13 protein-coding genes are annotated in these 14,225 nt (G+C 50.2%); 8 read left to right on the forward strand and 5 right to left on the reverse strand.

All coding sequences use genetic code 11. The features are described 5' to 3' along the window. Positions 1-119 precede the first annotated feature (119 nt). The 3 genes from speD to G3352_RS11795 all read right to left on the reverse strand — a co-directional run bounded on the left by speD (position 120) and on the right by G3352_RS11795 (position 2,886). Positions 120-938, reverse strand: coding sequence for an adenosylmethionine decarboxylase (gene speD / locus G3352_RS11785; protein WP_063564347.1), 819 nt, complete (start codon positions 936-938; stop codon positions 120-122). Between the two features lie 121 nt (positions 939-1,059). Further along, positions 1,060-1,641, reverse strand: a complete 582-nt coding sequence (locus tag G3352_RS11790) for an SLOG family protein (RefSeq protein ID WP_205524820.1) — start codon at positions 1,639-1,641, stop codon at positions 1,060-1,062. 111 nt (positions 1,642-1,752) lie between these two features. Further along, on the reverse strand, positions 1,753-2,886 hold the full coding sequence (locus G3352_RS11795) for an RluA family pseudouridine synthase (protein ID WP_163756630.1): 1,134 nt from the start codon (positions 2,884-2,886) through the stop codon (positions 1,753-1,755). 188 nt (positions 2,887-3,074) lie between these two features. Here G3352_RS11795 and G3352_RS11800 point away from each other — a divergent pair, with 188 nt between their 5' ends. Continuing rightward, complete coding sequence (locus G3352_RS11800) at positions 3,075-3,491, forward strand: hypothetical protein (protein ID WP_163756632.1); 417 nt, start codon at positions 3,075-3,077, stop codon at positions 3,489-3,491. A 94-nt stretch (positions 3,492-3,585) separates the two neighbouring features. Here G3352_RS11800 and G3352_RS11805 read toward each other — a convergent pair whose 3' ends face one another. Next, entirely contained in the window at positions 3,586-4,296 is a 711-nt protein-coding gene (locus G3352_RS11805) for a GT-D fold domain-containing glycosyltransferase (protein ID WP_163756634.1), read from the reverse strand. 353 nt (positions 4,297-4,649) lie between these two features. Between G3352_RS11805 and G3352_RS11810 the strand changes: the two genes are divergently transcribed. The 5 genes from G3352_RS11810 (at position 4,650) to G3352_RS11830 (ending at position 9,724) form a co-directional block, all read left to right on the forward strand. Further along, positions 4,650-5,339 (forward strand): glycosyltransferase, encoded by a 690-nt coding sequence (locus G3352_RS11810; RefSeq protein ID WP_163756636.1) that lies wholly within the window; start codon positions 4,650-4,652, stop codon positions 5,337-5,339. Between the two features lie 17 nt (positions 5,340-5,356). Then, entirely contained in the window at positions 5,357-6,346 is a 990-nt protein-coding gene (locus tag G3352_RS11815) for a polysaccharide biosynthesis protein (protein ID WP_163756638.1), read from the forward strand. Between the two features lie 25 nt (positions 6,347-6,371). Beyond that, positions 6,372-7,799, forward strand: coding sequence for a nucleotide sugar dehydrogenase (locus tag G3352_RS11820; RefSeq protein WP_345940751.1), 1,428 nt, complete (start codon positions 6,372-6,374; stop codon positions 7,797-7,799). Further along, on the forward strand, positions 7,786-8,532 hold the full coding sequence (locus G3352_RS11825) for a class I SAM-dependent methyltransferase (protein ID WP_163756640.1): 747 nt from the start codon (positions 7,786-7,788) through the stop codon (positions 8,530-8,532). The genes G3352_RS11820 and G3352_RS11825 overlap by 14 nt, the downstream gene beginning before the upstream one ends. Positions 8,533-8,614: 82 nt before the next feature. After that, positions 8,615-9,724: a glycosyltransferase family 2 protein gene (locus tag G3352_RS11830; protein ID WP_163756827.1), complete on the forward strand. Its 1,110-nt coding sequence runs from the start codon at positions 8,615-8,617 to the stop codon at positions 9,722-9,724. An 80-nt stretch (positions 9,725-9,804) separates the two neighbouring features. Here the strand turns inward: G3352_RS11830 and G3352_RS11835 are convergent, their stop codons facing one another. After that, positions 9,805-10,329: a DUF5412 family protein gene (locus G3352_RS11835; RefSeq protein ID WP_163756642.1), complete on the reverse strand. Its 525-nt coding sequence runs from the start codon at positions 10,327-10,329 to the stop codon at positions 9,805-9,807. A gap of 330 nt (positions 10,330-10,659) precedes the next feature. Here G3352_RS11835 and G3352_RS11840 point away from each other — a divergent pair, with 330 nt between their 5' ends. Beyond that, on the forward strand, positions 10,660-11,514 hold the full coding sequence (locus G3352_RS11840; protein WP_163756644.1) for an Rpn family recombination-promoting nuclease/putative transposase: 855 nt from the start codon (positions 10,660-10,662) through the stop codon (positions 11,512-11,514). A gap of 381 nt (positions 11,515-11,895) precedes the next feature. After that, entirely contained in the window at positions 11,896-13,776 is a 1,881-nt protein-coding gene (gene recQ, locus G3352_RS11845; RefSeq protein ID WP_163756646.1) for a DNA helicase RecQ, read from the forward strand. Positions 13,777-14,225: the final 449 nt, after the last annotated feature.

Raw genomic sequence — 14,225 nt, forward strand, 5'->3', positions numbered from 1 at the left:
GCCTGTCAAGTTAGGCAAAAGAAAAGGACAAGCGCACGCCGGAGGTTTCCATTACGAAATCCTGCTTCATGACATCTTATCCTTGTCCCAGCCCGTATGAATCAGTCCTCACGAATCAGCTATGAAGAAGGACGATTGATGTTTTTGCCATAATAAATCTCATCCATCTCCAGCTTCAACCACTCCGTAATTTCCTGTTGCTCGGCCTTGCTCAGTTTATCTTTGGTATAACCAAACAGATAATTATCGAGATCGAATTCTTTCAGTTTACACTTGGTGTGGAAAATGTTCTCCTGATAGACGTTCACGTCAATCATGTCGAAGCTGCTCTTGATCTCATCCGGAATGTAATTCTGGATCGAACCGATCTCATGATCAATGAACAGCTTGCGTCCACTCGTATCCCGTGTAAAACCACGTACCCGGTAGTCCATCGTCATGATATCTGTATCGAACGAGTGGATTAGATAGTTCAGTGCCTTTAGTGGCGAGATTTCACCACAGGTAGAGACGTCAATATCTGCCCGGAACGTACTGATGCCTTCGCTCGGGTGGAATTCGGGGTACGTATGAACGGTAATATGGCTTTTGTCGAGCTGCATGACAACATTATCGGGCAGGGGGCCTGGAGATTCATCGAAGGATTCTTCGGGGATCTCCACAATGGGGCCTTCCGACACAAGCATCGTCACACTTGCACCCTGGGGAACATAGTCTTGTTGGGCGACATTGAGCACATGGGCACCGATAATGTCAGACACGTTATTCAGGATTTTGCTCAGCCGGGCCGCATTATATTGTTCATCAATATATTCAATGTAAGCTTCGCGTTCATCTTTGGTTTTCGTATAACAGATATCGTACATATTGAAACTCAGCGACTTGGTCAGGTTGTTGAATCCATGCAGTTGAATGCGCTGCTCTGGCGTTAATGTCATGGTTGCAGTTCCCCTTTGTCCCATACGACATGGTAATCGCACTTTTACTACTACTTATACCCAACCTGCCGCCAAAAAAAACATATGTACTTCATTCTTTGCTACTCCAGTCGTGCACAGATCAGAATGAAGGATCTTCGAAAGCCCCGACATCGTTCATCCGTTCATCTTCGGCGACCGATTGAATATCCTCCGAGGTGATGCTGATGATCGTATAATCTTCATTCTGCTGTTTTTTGACCGCTTTTTCCTTAATAAAACGGGGACTGCCATCCCCGGCATCTTCATCATACACGAGCAGGAGACCGTCGCTTTTACGCAGCAGTAAGTCATCCCGCGCAGTAAACTGCCAAGGGCCGATATATGGCTGACGACTAATAGCACCATAATAGTCCACACCTTGCAGAATGGAGCGATAATACTCCTGTTTGTCTTCCTTCCATTGTTCCTCGGGATTCTGAAAAGCGGTAATGATCGACAGCTTCAGATCCGGGAACGTCTTCTTCAGCTCAAGCACCACTTCACAGGCCCACAGGTCTACACCGTATTGGCCTGGTGTCAGTACCCATTCCAGCCCGTCTTCGACCAGAGGTGTAAGGCGGGAGGAGATCGCCTTTTTGATGAAAGGAATTCCCTCATGTTTCTGTCCAAAAATCTGTAGTTCATGTGCACGATAACCGGTAATCAACACGTTTTTCAGCATCGGTTCCTCCTTTCAGGCGTGGTCAGGCCATCGGCCAGTTCCGGCACCGCGGCTTGTCCAGTATCGACTGAAATCACTGAGTCAGCGATGCCTGTTCTTTGAATCATCCCGTTAGTTCGCTGATGGAGCATCCGTACGGAATGGATAGAGGAACTGTTTTGGAATATCCGTCTCAAATCTCATCAGCTTACCCGACGTTGGATGGATGAACGAGAGTACCCGTGCATGCAGTCCGAGGCGACCCAGTGTTTTGGTATGAGCACCATATTTTTTGTCGCCTGCGATGGGATGGCCCAGATCTTCCATGTGCACACGAATCTGGTTTTTGCGTCCCGTTTCCAGACGGACTTCCAGCAGGGAGAATTCACGGTTCGATTGTAGACGTTTGTAGTGTGTAATGGCATGTTGTCCATCATTCGGGCGAGAACTGGAATACATTTTGAGCGTCTTGGTTTCTTTCAGCCATGAGGAAATGGTACCTTCTTCTTTTGCAACGGAGCCTTCCACAAGGGCAACATACACACGTTCCTGTACATTTTCTTTCCAGTTGTCCTGCAGCTTCTGCTGCACTTCTTCACTCTTCGCGAACATCATGACACCCGAAGTGTCGCGGTCCAGACGATGGACAATAAATATCCGGTTCAGCGCGTCGGTACGGCGAACATGCTCGGTCAGCTGGCGATAAGCGGTAAGATCATCACTCTTGTCAGCGGCAATGGATAACAGTCCAGCTTCCTTGCGAATGACAATGATATCATCATCTTCATGCAAAATGTTAATGCCCGTCAGGGAAGGAGCGGCAACAGCGCCTTCTTTGCTGATCGTTACGATCTGCCCCGGCGTCAGCTCCAGATTAAACTTGGTCACTACTTTCTGATCAACGGACACCTGTCCGCGACCCAGAATAGATTTGACGGCATTCCGGCCGGACTTCAAATGTTTCAGCAAGAAGTTGAGCAGCTCATCCGGTTCAGTAACCTTGTACGGGCGTGGTGGTTCTTGCTTGCGATAATAGGAATTGCCCGAGCGTTTGGCTGCTTTGGGTTTGGGTGCTCCGGCTTTCTTGGGAGCCGCGGAGGATTTGGTGGCTACTGGCTTCTTCGCCGCTCCTGCATTGCGTGATGCGGATGGTCCTGATGATTTGGCGGAAGTAAAAGTGGACCGACCCGACCGCGCTGTGGACGAACCTGCGGATGTTTTCCCCTTGGCCGATGTATTGCCTGTTGGGCGTTTGCGTTTATTCATGAATATAATCTCCTTCTGAACAGCCTGTACCGCTTGTGTGCATACGATCCGTTCATTTCGTTATGCAGTCCAATATACCATTAACCGGGGGCAAATAAAAATAGGTGGAGAGAATCTGTTACCCATCCAATCCAAAGAGAGTCGAGATTCATAGAATAACGTATCCCATAGCATTGGAGGTGTTACTCATGGGTGTGTTTCTCGATATGAGAACTTCGATGAACTCGGGAACCGTAGGACAGCCCGGTTTGTCTCTAGGCCCATCGCCTGAAGCGTTCGGCTCCATTGGTCTGCAGACCCTTGGTGTCCCAAACCCCATTATCACCTTGAATGGCACAGTTGGTGTTACCGGAGAAGTGGGGGATACGTTTGTTGTTGAACTTGTAAGGGGGAGTGTTTACGATCCGTTCTATGTGATCTATCGCGCGGAAGGTACGGTAGGTCAGAACGGTGGCACTGAATTTCATTCGTTTACTGCACAGGATCTGTCCGCACCGCCTGCACTGGAAAGTGTGTATACTTCGTTTATTTCCGGTGTGTCCACATCGGTACGGACTGGACCTGAGGTGTTCCATGGCATTGCAGCCACCAATTGGTTCCTATGAACAAAAGGTTCAACGTATGGCATCTTATGATTAGCAGAACAAAGTCCCGGCTCCAAGGAGTCCGGGATTTTGTTGTGGTATCTACTTTTACAGATTAGTTGGCGCGGCCTTTCAAAATAATGTTGTTGGCTTTGCCGAAGTCGATGGCGACTTTGCCTGCAAGTGCCGCTGTTCGCTCCGCAAGTACAACCGCGTTCACGCCGCAGGAGAAGAGAGCTACATCGAAGGTATCCTGATTCGTTTGAATCCATTGTAGTGTTTCCTGCATCTGATCCCAGCTGTCGAACGGCAGCGCAGCTGTAATATTCAGGTGATATGGCTCCTGAACGAGCATGGCTCGCAGCTGCTCAATCTCCCGGGTAACGAGTAGCACCCGCTTGCCGGCAAGCATATTCCAGAAGCGGGGCACCTGCGCGAGTTCCCGATTGACACAGGCATGGCAAGTTAGTGCCGGAGCGATGCCGAAATGTGCGAACACCGTATCGGTCAGCTGTCTTTTGAGATGCTCCGGGGCTTTGATGGTACTGTCCCCGTGAGGAAGAACACCTACGATATCTGCCCGTTGCAAGGAAGCGGCAACCTCGTCCCGAAGCTGCAGATTGGGCAGACGCAGTCCTTTTTGCCCCAGATTAGCCTTGATGGCCCATCGCTCCTGCAAAACATGTTCCGTACTCCAGACCGTTTCCTGGGACATGACGATATTTTCCCCATCGCCCACACGGACCAGAGAAAAGGGACGCTTATCCCTCACTGCGGCTTCAAGTTGATCCAACACACCATCCATTTCAAGATAGATTGGGCTCATAGTGGTATAAAGCCTCCTTTGAAAATTCAATTGCTCTATTCTATGTTGCGGCTTCGGCAACGTTTTGTGCGTTCGACCCGCAGGGCGCATCTTCGGTTATATATCAATCTACTTTCGGAACCGGAAAGTGTTGATGGGCTTATGTAAAAGCTGATTTATACAAGAACCCGTGCAAGTGTCCGGACCGGTTCTATTATTTTTTCATACGTTATAGAGTCGGCTGGATTGGAGAGAGCTTCTGTATAGCAGTTTCGGGCTGACGGAGGCATTTTTTGCGTGGAAAGGGCTGTAAAAACTATGAAAATAGTCTGACTGAATTGAAAGAAGTTCACAGAAAGATGAGGAGGAAGAGTATGTCAAGAAAAGTGGTTATTGAGATTAACTTCAACAATTACGGAATGGACCCGCAGCGCTTGACAAGAGAGTGGCTGGAGCGGCGAATGAACATTTTTCGTACTTTCACCCTTCATTGTCTTAAGGCGCAGACGAATCAGGATTTTCTGACGGTGGTGAAGCTGTCCAAGGAATCGGGGGAATTGATGCAAGAGATTTTAGCTGAACAGGAGCCGCTGGCTTCCAATATCCGGTTTGGAACAACCATAGAAAGTGTGCGGGCCATCTTGGCTTTTGCAGAAGGGGCGGAGGAGATCTACATGGCGCGTCTGGACTCGGATGATCTGTATCACAGGACCTTTGTTCAGCAGCTCTATGACGTGCAGCCGCAGCCCGGAACGATAGCACTCATCAACCAGAATGGATACTTGTGGGACAGCGTGAATCATGAGATGGCGCCAGCTTTTCATCGTTCCCCGCAGTTCTATGTTTACCTATATAAAACGGCAGAGTACGCTGCGGGATACCGGGTGAAGCTGCCGGGCCGGGGAACACATGGCAATGTCATTGAGCTGCCGCATGAACTACTGGCTCAGCGCAATTACGTGAATATTGTGCATTCCAACAATACATCCATCAAAAAAGTACCACCGAAAGACCGATTGAGCCGGGAAGAGATGGCTGCGGTATTACGCGAATTCATGATTTGAACAAGGAGGGATTCACCATGATTAAAGGACAAACAATTTTGATCACCGGAGGCACGGGCTCCTGGGGGCAGAAGCTGACCGAGGTACTGCTGGAGCAGAATCCAGCCGAGATTCGGATTCTCTCGCGTAATGAGTACGCCCAGATAACGATGCAGCGGGATTTCGGTCATGATGCACGTTTGCGTTTTGTCATCGGAGATATTCGCGACTATCGGGCAGTGGAGGAAGCCTGTCGCGGGGTGGATGTTCTTTTTCATCTGGCAGCACTGAAACACGTTCCGGTATGCGAGGATCAGCCGGATGAAGCGTTCAAGACCAACGTCATCGGCACGCAGAACATTATTCGCGCTGCGATTCACATGCAGGTTGCCAAAGTCATTGACGTCTCCACCGACAAGGCGGTAGATCCGATTAACGTTTACGGCATGACCAAGGCTTTGGGGGAAAAGATGATGATTCGTGCTAATGGGCTGAGCGAGTCCACCCGTTTTGTGTGTATTCGCGGGGGCAATGTGCTCGGGACCAGCGGCAGTGTCGTTCCATTGTTCCGTCGACAGATTGATGAAGGCAAGAGCCCGACCATTACGGACAAAGGCATGACCCGCTTTTTCCTGACGCGGACGGAGGCCATTCATTTGCTGCTGAAGGCGGCTGAGGCGGCGGTGGGCGGCGAGACTTTTGTGATGAAAATGAAGGCCTGCAAAATGACGGATCTGGCTTCGGTCATGCTGGAGCAGGCAGGTCGCCCGTCTCACGACTATAAAGTAACCGGGATTCGACCGGGCGAAAAATTACATGAAGTACTCATTTCTCCATTCGAGGCACCACGTACCTACAAGGTTGACGAACAATATTATGTGATTTTGCCACAGGAACCGGACAAGCGCCTGACAGATCCATACAATGGGCTGCCTCGCGTGACGTTTTCCGAGTATCGTTCAGACAGCGCAATGATGAACCGTTCCGCTATTGCCCAATTTTTACGTGCAGGCGGCTTTATTCATTAATAGAAGGGAGGCGGACCGTTTGGAGGTGGAAGGAATGGTAGAGAGCAGCAAGCACGAAGGAAATAAGGAAACACAGGGAGATACCACGCTTCAAAATATAAACAACCGCTCCCTGAAAGCTGCCGTCATTGGTCTTGGGTATGTCGGGTTACCGATGGCGGTGGAGATGGCGCAGGCTGGATATCAGGTGCAAGGAATTGACATTGATGGGGCAAAAGTGGCTAAGCTACGTGCCGGGAAATCGTACGTGATTGGCATTGAGGATAAGGTTGTGCAATCCCTTGCTCAGGCTGGATTATTGATGGCGGGGACTGACTTCGCAGCGGTGGGGCAGGCGGATGTGATTGTTATCTGTGTGCCTACGCCTTTAACTGCGGAGCACCAGCCGGACATTTCATTTATCGCTGCAGCAGTGGATGGCATAACGCCTTATCTTCAGGAGGGCTGCCTTGTTATATTGGAAAGTACTACGTATCCCGGCACCACCGAGGAGCGTGTAAAGCAGCCGATCGAAGCCGCAAAAGGGTGGAAAGTAGGGCAGCAGTTCCATGTCTGTTATTCTCCAGAACGGGTAGATCCCGGAAGTGTGCATTACGGGGTGAAAAATACACCGAAGATCATTGGCGGCTCCACGCCTGCCTGTCTATCGTATGGAAAAGCATTCTACGGTTCGTTCCTGAACGAGATCGTTCCCGTCAGTTCAACGACAGTGGCGGAGACGGCAAAATTGTTCGAAAATACGTTTCGCAGCGTGAATATCGCGCTCGTGAACGAACTGACACCTGCATGTGAGCAAATGGGCGTAAACATCTGGGAGGTGCTAGACGCTGCGGCAACCAAGCCATTCGGTTATATGCCGTTCTATCCGGGTCCGGGCATTGGTGGACACTGCATTCCAATTGACCCGATCTATCTGTCCTGGGCCGCAGGCCGTCAGGGATCGGAGCTGCAATTCATTTCGCTTGCGGATGCGACCAATCGGCAAATGCCGGAAAGAGTGGTCAAACGTGCCGCCGAGTTGCTCGAACAGAACGGTTCATCGATGCAAGGGGCCCGAATTGTGCTGGCGGGTATGGCGTACAAAAAAGATATCGACGACCTGCGTGAATCGCCAGCGCTGGATGTCTATAGACTGCTTAGTGAAGCAGGGGCAGACGTGGTCTTCACCGATCCAATGGTGCCTGTGTTCCGCAAGGATGATGGCACGGTTGCCCAGGCTCAACCAGCATCACCTGCATTGTGGGCAGGGGCGGATCTGGTCATCATTACGACGGATCATACGGGCTTCAACTATCAGGAAATGGCGGATCATGCCAAATTGATCTTCGACACACGCAATGCCACAGCCGGATGTGTGGGTGGAAATATCGTGGTGCTTGGACAGCCGATTCGACCGGACTCGCGCCAAACATTCTCACAGGAAACGTCAGGAGGCAGCCATGGCGAATCATGACCGGGTTAACGAGCGTTATTATGGCGAGATCAATTCGGAGGAATCGCACGAAGCCACACGTACCCGTGTGCACTGGATGTGCCGGGAAGCGACAGGCAAGCGAATTCTGGATATTGGATGCAGCCAGGGAGTCACCTCCATTTTGCTGGCGCGGGAAGGCTTCCGGGTGACCGGGATTGATCTGGAAGAAGAGAGTATACAATACGCGCGAGAGGAACTGGCGAAGGAGTCCAGACCCGTGCGGAACAATGTGGATTTTCGCCTGCTGGACATTACACAATGGAAAGCCAGAACCACCTTTGATACAGTACTGCTTGGCGAAGTGCTGGAGCATTTTGCCCATCCGGAGACGTTATTGCTGCAAATTCACCGACTGCTGCAGGAGGAGGGAACCCTGGTTGTGACCGTGCCTTATGGTTACCATCCCTTTTACGATCACAAACAGACGTTCTATGCCGGGAATCTGGCGATGTGCTTGCTGCCGTATTTTGAAGTATTGAAGCTGGAAGTTCATCATAAATATCTATGTTGTGTGGCACGCAAAAGACGGAAAACGCAGCTGTATATGTCACCAACCCTAAACCAACTGACGGAATGGATGGAGCTGGATCACGTACATTTTGCCGCTGTGGAGAAGAATCACCTTCGCCTGATGAATCAACGCAAGAAAGCGTTGGATAATGCGGTTGAACAGGTTAAACGTCTGCGACGTCAGGAGAACGGAGAAGGGTAACAGATAAGATCGAGAAGAAAAAAAGACCGCAATACGCGTAAGACAGGAAGGGGCTTAAACCGTGATCACCATCAGTCTGTGTATGATTGTGAAGAACGAACAACGCACGCTTGCGCGCTGTCTCGACTCGGTCGCCGGCATCGCGGACGAGATCGTGATTGTAGATACCGGTTCATCCGATCGTACCATGGAGATCGCTGCGCAATATACCGACCGGGTCTACACGTATAAGTGGAAAGATGATTTCGCCGCAGCGCGGAATTATTCATTCGATCAGGCCACACAGGAATATATCCTGTGGCTGGATGCGGATGATGTGCTGTTGCCCGCGGAACGGGCGAAACTGGAAAGGTTGAAGCAGCAGCTGCCGTCAGGCGGTGAGACAGCGGCTGTGATCTTGAGCTATACGCTGGCCGAGGGGCCGGAGGGAAGTCCGCTCGTGACGGACCGACGGTTGCGCCTCGTCAAGCGTGAAGCGGGGTGCCGCTGGCATGGCCGGCTGCACGAGCAGTTAGGCTTCCCGCGGAGCGGTGTCATTACGGCAGACATTGCCGTCACGCACCGCCGCGAAGCGGGCCATCATTCGGCGCGGAACGTGCGCATTCTGCGCAAATGGATCGCCGAGGAGGGCGCAGCCCAGGGACGCCTGCTATTGTATTATGCAGGCGAGTGTTACGACCGCCGACGTTATGCGGCGGCGGTTCGGGCGTATGCGAAGCTGCTGCTGGAGCCGAGCGGTTATCGCGAGGATCGGCTCATCGCCTGCGCGCGGCTGGCGGAATGTTATGAACGACTGGGCGAACCGGGTCGGAAGCTGGGTGCGCTGTTGCAATCATTTCAATTTGACCTGCCGCATGCCGACTTCTGCTGCGCCATCGCTGCCTGCTTCCAGGAGAGGCAGGAGATTGTGTCCGCCATCTACTGGTATATGCAAGCGCTCGATGTCAGCAGCCGCGATCCGGGTCTGCGTCCCGTACCTGCGGCATGCCGCACTTGGCTGCCCCACGCCCGGCTCTCCCTTTGTTACGCTCACATGGGAAACTGGGAGCACGCGCTTCTGCATAATAGCAAAGCAAGGGAGTATCTGCCGAATGACCCCGGATTGCTCGCCAATCGGCAAAAGCTTGAAGCGGTGGTGAGTAAGGGGAACAGTGGGCCGGAAGAGAAAGAGAAAGAGAAAGAGAAAGAGTAGTGTTGATCTGTTCGAGAGGTGGAATAAGAGCAGCCCCGCTTGGCATGAGAGTCGGTGAGCGGGGCTGCTTATTTGTGTTTTTATTTTACGGGTGCTAGACATCGAACGTACTGGTCCTTCATGCGCAGGCTTTGGCATGCCCAGCCCCGGCCGTCATAGATTTCATCATCGATGTTTAGCGTAATGCTTTCATCTACATACTCATTCCAGTTTTCGATCCGGAGGGTATTTTCATCTTCCCATTCCAAATGGTTATGTCCATGATACTCGGCGCGATATATGTTTTTTACGGTGGAATCATTTGAATCATTCGTTTTCTTCACATCAACCCAGATTGTGACTCCGCCAGCCGCTCCACCATAAGGCACACTGTAAATCTCGGCGGTGTATTCCCCGTTCCGTGAAGGCATGGAGTAGCTCAGATCTCCTTGTTCGGAACGATCAAACGTGGAGAAGTAAGGGCGAAGCGTGAAGTACAGGAATACGGCGGCGAACAGAGCCAGAATCAATATCGAAAATGCAGTGAATATTGGATGACGGCGTATCCATGATTTTGATGGTGAGATGTTTGGAGAGTCAATAGCATGTGCATGTTGTTTCGACATAAATAAAACGGCCCTCCTTTAATGGCAGTGGGATCGAACGATATATGGTAATGGATATGTAGGTACGCAAATGTCTTTTCTGTAAGCTAATCATTATCGATGGTAACATATTGTGGATATTGATTAATAACAAATAAGTTAAAATAATCCTTAATTAAGCGGGAGTTAAGTTAAATGGAGGAAGAGAGCCTTGTTAGCAAATTCAAGACTTGAAGAAGCAGTAAGAGACCGTAGTTTGATGTGGAATGTTTAACTTGCCTAGAGGTGGTTGATGCTGCAATTAAGCATGCCAAGCATGGTATAATAGAAAGAAACGGAGTTGATGGTCAGATGTCTGATTTACTCGATCCTCGGAACGATTTTGTTTTCAAGCGTATTTTTGGCAGTGAAGAAAATAAAGATGTACTGCTAGTTTTCTTGAACCGAACGTTTGCAGAATCGGGGGAACAGCCGCTGACGGAGATTGTACTCCTTAATCCGTATACCGATAAAGATGCTCCGCTGGATAAACAGTCCATATTTGATATTTGGGCGAAAACAGCTGAAGGTAAATTGATCAACATTGAGATGCAGTTATTTAATAAATACGATATTGAAAAGCGGACCCTATACTATTGGAGCAAGCGTTATTCCAGTCAGTTGCAGGAAGGCCAAACGTACAAGGAACTGAAAAAGTGTGTGACAATTAATATTCTAAATTACTCGTTTATCGAAAATGAGCGTTATCATAATGTATTTCATCTGAGGGAAGACCATACTGGACTTGAATTGAGTGATGATCTCGAAGTTCATTTTATGGAGCTGTCCAAGCTGGATGATCATTCCGTTCCGATGGAAGGTGGTCTGATTAACTGGCTTTTGTTCCTGAAAGGTGCTGACAAATCCAACTGGGAGGTACTGCAAATGAATGAACCTACATTGAAGAAAGCGATGGATACGCTGGAGTTTCTGAGTCAGGATCGTGAAGCACGTCGTTTGTATGAAGAGCGGCAAAAGTATTTGCATGATGAAGCCTCAATGATTGAATGGGCTACGGAAAAAGGAATAGCCAAGGGATTAGTAGAGGGGGAAAATAGAAAGGCGATTGAGATTGCAAAAAATATGCTTTCATTTGGTATCGAAGTTTCGATCATTGCCAAAACAAGCGGTCTAACTGAATCTGAAGTTGAGGCACTGAAAGATTAGGAGCACAATCCAGATGAAACAGTCGCTGGATGGCTTAGCGGGGGTTGTTACAATTAATGCAATCGTTTTGTCCAACAAGGGCAAGACGGTTGTTTTTAATTTGTCCTAAAATGATTCAATCACACCGTACTCTACTTGCAATCTTTCCGATCACTCAGGTGGTACGGCTGTTACACATTTGCCAAAGATCGTTTTACAGTAAAACGCGGTTGCTCATTCGGGGCTGGGCCGTTAAACTAAAGGGAGCGGCGTTTGCTTGACGGACAAGTCATGAGAACGCCATTTTGTTGTCAAGGATGCGGGATATGCCGCTTTCGGATGTCAGAATCGGATCGGACCAAGCTGGTGGAAGAACACCGGTGATAAGTAAGGAGTCTTTACATGAGTGTGCAAACACCTACATTAGAAGAAGCGCAGGGTCTCCTGCAAAAATATTATGGCTATCCCGACTTCCGTGAGGGACAGAAAAAGATCGTAGCCAGTCTGCTCGAACGTGAAGATACGCTGGGGATTATGCCAACCGGGGGCGGGAAATCGATCTGTTATCAGATTCCTGCATTGTTGTATTCGGGTTTGACACTTGTCGTCTCCCCGCTGATCTCATTAATGAAGGACCAGGTTGATGCCCTGACCACGGCTGGTATTGCAGCCGCTTATATTAATAGTACGCTCAGCGGCAAAGAAGTGAATGATCGCATCCGCGCGGCGCAGCGCGGTGAGCTGAAGCTGCTCTATGTCGCGCCTGAGCGACTGGAGCTGGATTGGTTCCGCGAGGAGATGGGCTATTTGCCGATCTCTTGCGTTGCCGTGGATGAGGCCCACTGTGTATCGCAGTGGGGGCATGATTTTCGGACAAGCTACCTGGCGGTAGCGCCGTTTGTGGACAGTTTGCCGGAGCGGCCGGTGGTTGCGGCCTTTACGGCGACAGCGACGCCCGAGGTCATGGGCGATATTCTGCGGCTGCTGCGTTTGCAGGACCCGCAGACGTATGTGACCGGACTTGGGCGGGATAATCTGGCGTTCAGCGTGCTGCGCGGTGAGAGCAAGAAGGACTTTGTCCTGAATTACGCGCGCGAGCATGCCAGCGAGCCGGGGATTGTATACGCCGCGACCCGCAAGGATGTGGACGATTTGCATCAACGTTTGCTGCATGCCGGACTGCCAGCAGGACGATACCATGCCGGGATGACAGACGATGAACGGGCCCAGAGCCAGGAAGCTTTTTTGTACGATGATATCCGGGTGATGGTGGCGACGAATGCATTCGGGATGGGGATTGATAAGTCTAATGTCCGTTATGTTATTCATAACAGCATGCCGAAGAACATGGAGGCGTATGTGCAGGAAGCCGGACGTGCGGGACGGGACGGAGAGCCGAGCCAGTGCATTTTACTATTCGGGGCACAGGACATTATTACCCAGAAGTTTCTGATCGAGCAGAACCCGATGGAGGGTGACCGTAAGCAGAACGATTACCGGAAGCTGCAACAGATGGTGGATTACTGTTACACAACGCGTTGCCTGCGCAGTGCGCAGCTGGATTATTTCGGTGAAGTGCATGAGGACAAACCATGCGGCATTTGCAGTTCATGTACGGATGACCGCGAACTGGTCGATATGACAATTGATGCGCAGAAAATATTCAGCTGCATTCACCGCATGCGTGAGCGGTATGGTGTATCGCTGGTCGCTTCGGTGCTCAAAGGCTCCCGTGCCAAAAAAGTGCTTGACTACGGCTTCAACTCCCTGCCAACCTACGGCGTGATGGGTAATCGTACGGAGCGCGAGATCGCGGAAATCATCAACGTCATGGTTTCCGAAGGGTATCTGATGCTGTCCGAGGGACAGTATCCGGTCGTTCGTTTGCAGCCATTGGCGGTGGAAGTGCTCAAAGGCCAGCGTGAAGTGATGCAGCGTGTGGTTCGCAAGACGGCGGCAACCGCTTCGGGTACGAACTACGGCGGACGTCGTGGACGCGATGCGATGCCATCTGCGGTGAACGAAACGGTATTCGAACAGCTGCGTCTGATCCGTCGTGATCTGGCGGCGAAGGAGCATGTGCCGTCATACATTATTTTCAATGATGCGACCTTGCGCGAGATGAGTGTGGTATGTCCACAGACAGAACGTGACATGCTGGATATCAAAGGGGTCGGTGAGGTCAAGTACCGCAAGTACGGGCTGCCGTTCCTGGAGTTTTTCCAGAAGCAAACGGGCGAAGAAGTGGATACGGAGGATGACGCTTTTTACGAGTATGAGTGAGTTGTTGGATTCGTGCTTTCGATTGTGCAAAGTCCAAGTTCAAGTGATCAAATAGATGAGATAGATGTTTTTAAATTTAGTGATGCTTCGTCCATGATATTGGGAATCGTTCGTTACCGGTGTGGTTAGTGGGCAGTGGATAGTGCGTAGTGCATACAACGTGATTGAGGTTTACCACAGATGGAGCGCGAATGAGGACTTTTACAAGTTGAAGTTGGATGTGTCGTCTCTGTGGTGTGGACAAAAGACAGTGAATTGTCTTTCATAAGGTGGACATTGGTCATAGGAATGGCAGACAGTAGCGTATACAGCATGTAGTTTGATTGTGTGTATCTCATACTGTATGTTGTGTTTTGGGTTTGGCGGGATGGATATGTCTTTTTGAAAGGAGTGTCCACTCTTTGAAAGACAAAATCTTGATATGTCCATGAGAAGTGGAATGGCTATCA

The organism is Paenibacillus sp. ALJ109b (assembly GCF_010747435.1).
In the GTDB taxonomy this organism is placed as follows: domain Bacteria; phylum Bacillota; class Bacilli; order Paenibacillales; family Paenibacillaceae; genus Paenibacillus; species Paenibacillus taichungensis.

Coding starts and splice junctions, on each gene's coding strand:
- speD (WP_063564347.1), bottom strand. CDS start 938: ATGACATTAACGCCAGAGCAGCGCATTCAACTGCATGGATTCAACAAC.
- G3352_RS11790 (WP_205524820.1), bottom strand. CDS start 1,641: ATGCTGAAAAACGTGTTGATTACCGGTTATCGTGCACATGAACTACAG.
- G3352_RS11795 (WP_163756630.1), bottom strand. CDS start 2,886: ATGAATAAACGCAAACGCCCAACAGGCAATACATCGGCCAAGGGGAAA.
- G3352_RS11800 (WP_163756632.1), top strand. CDS start 3,075: ATGGGTGTGTTTCTCGATATGAGAACTTCGATGAACTCGGGAACCGTA.
- G3352_RS11805 (WP_163756634.1), bottom strand. CDS start 4,296: ATGAGCCCAATCTATCTTGAAATGGATGGTGTGTTGGATCAACTTGAA.
- G3352_RS11810 (WP_163756636.1), top strand. CDS start 4,650: ATGTCAAGAAAAGTGGTTATTGAGATTAACTTCAACAATTACGGAATG.
- G3352_RS11815 (WP_163756638.1), top strand. CDS start 5,357: ATGATTAAAGGACAAACAATTTTGATCACCGGAGGCACGGGCTCCTGG.
- G3352_RS11825 (WP_163756640.1), top strand. CDS start 7,786: ATGGCGAATCATGACCGGGTTAACGAGCGTTATTATGGCGAGATCAAT.
- G3352_RS11830 (WP_163756827.1), top strand. CDS start 8,615: ATGATTGTGAAGAACGAACAACGCACGCTTGCGCGCTGTCTCGACTCG.
- G3352_RS11835 (WP_163756642.1), bottom strand. CDS start 10,329: ATGTCGAAACAACATGCACATGCTATTGACTCTCCAAACATCTCACCA.
- G3352_RS11840 (WP_163756644.1), top strand. CDS start 10,660: ATGTCTGATTTACTCGATCCTCGGAACGATTTTGTTTTCAAGCGTATT.
- recQ (WP_163756646.1), top strand. CDS start 11,896: ATGAGTGTGCAAACACCTACATTAGAAGAAGCGCAGGGTCTCCTGCAA.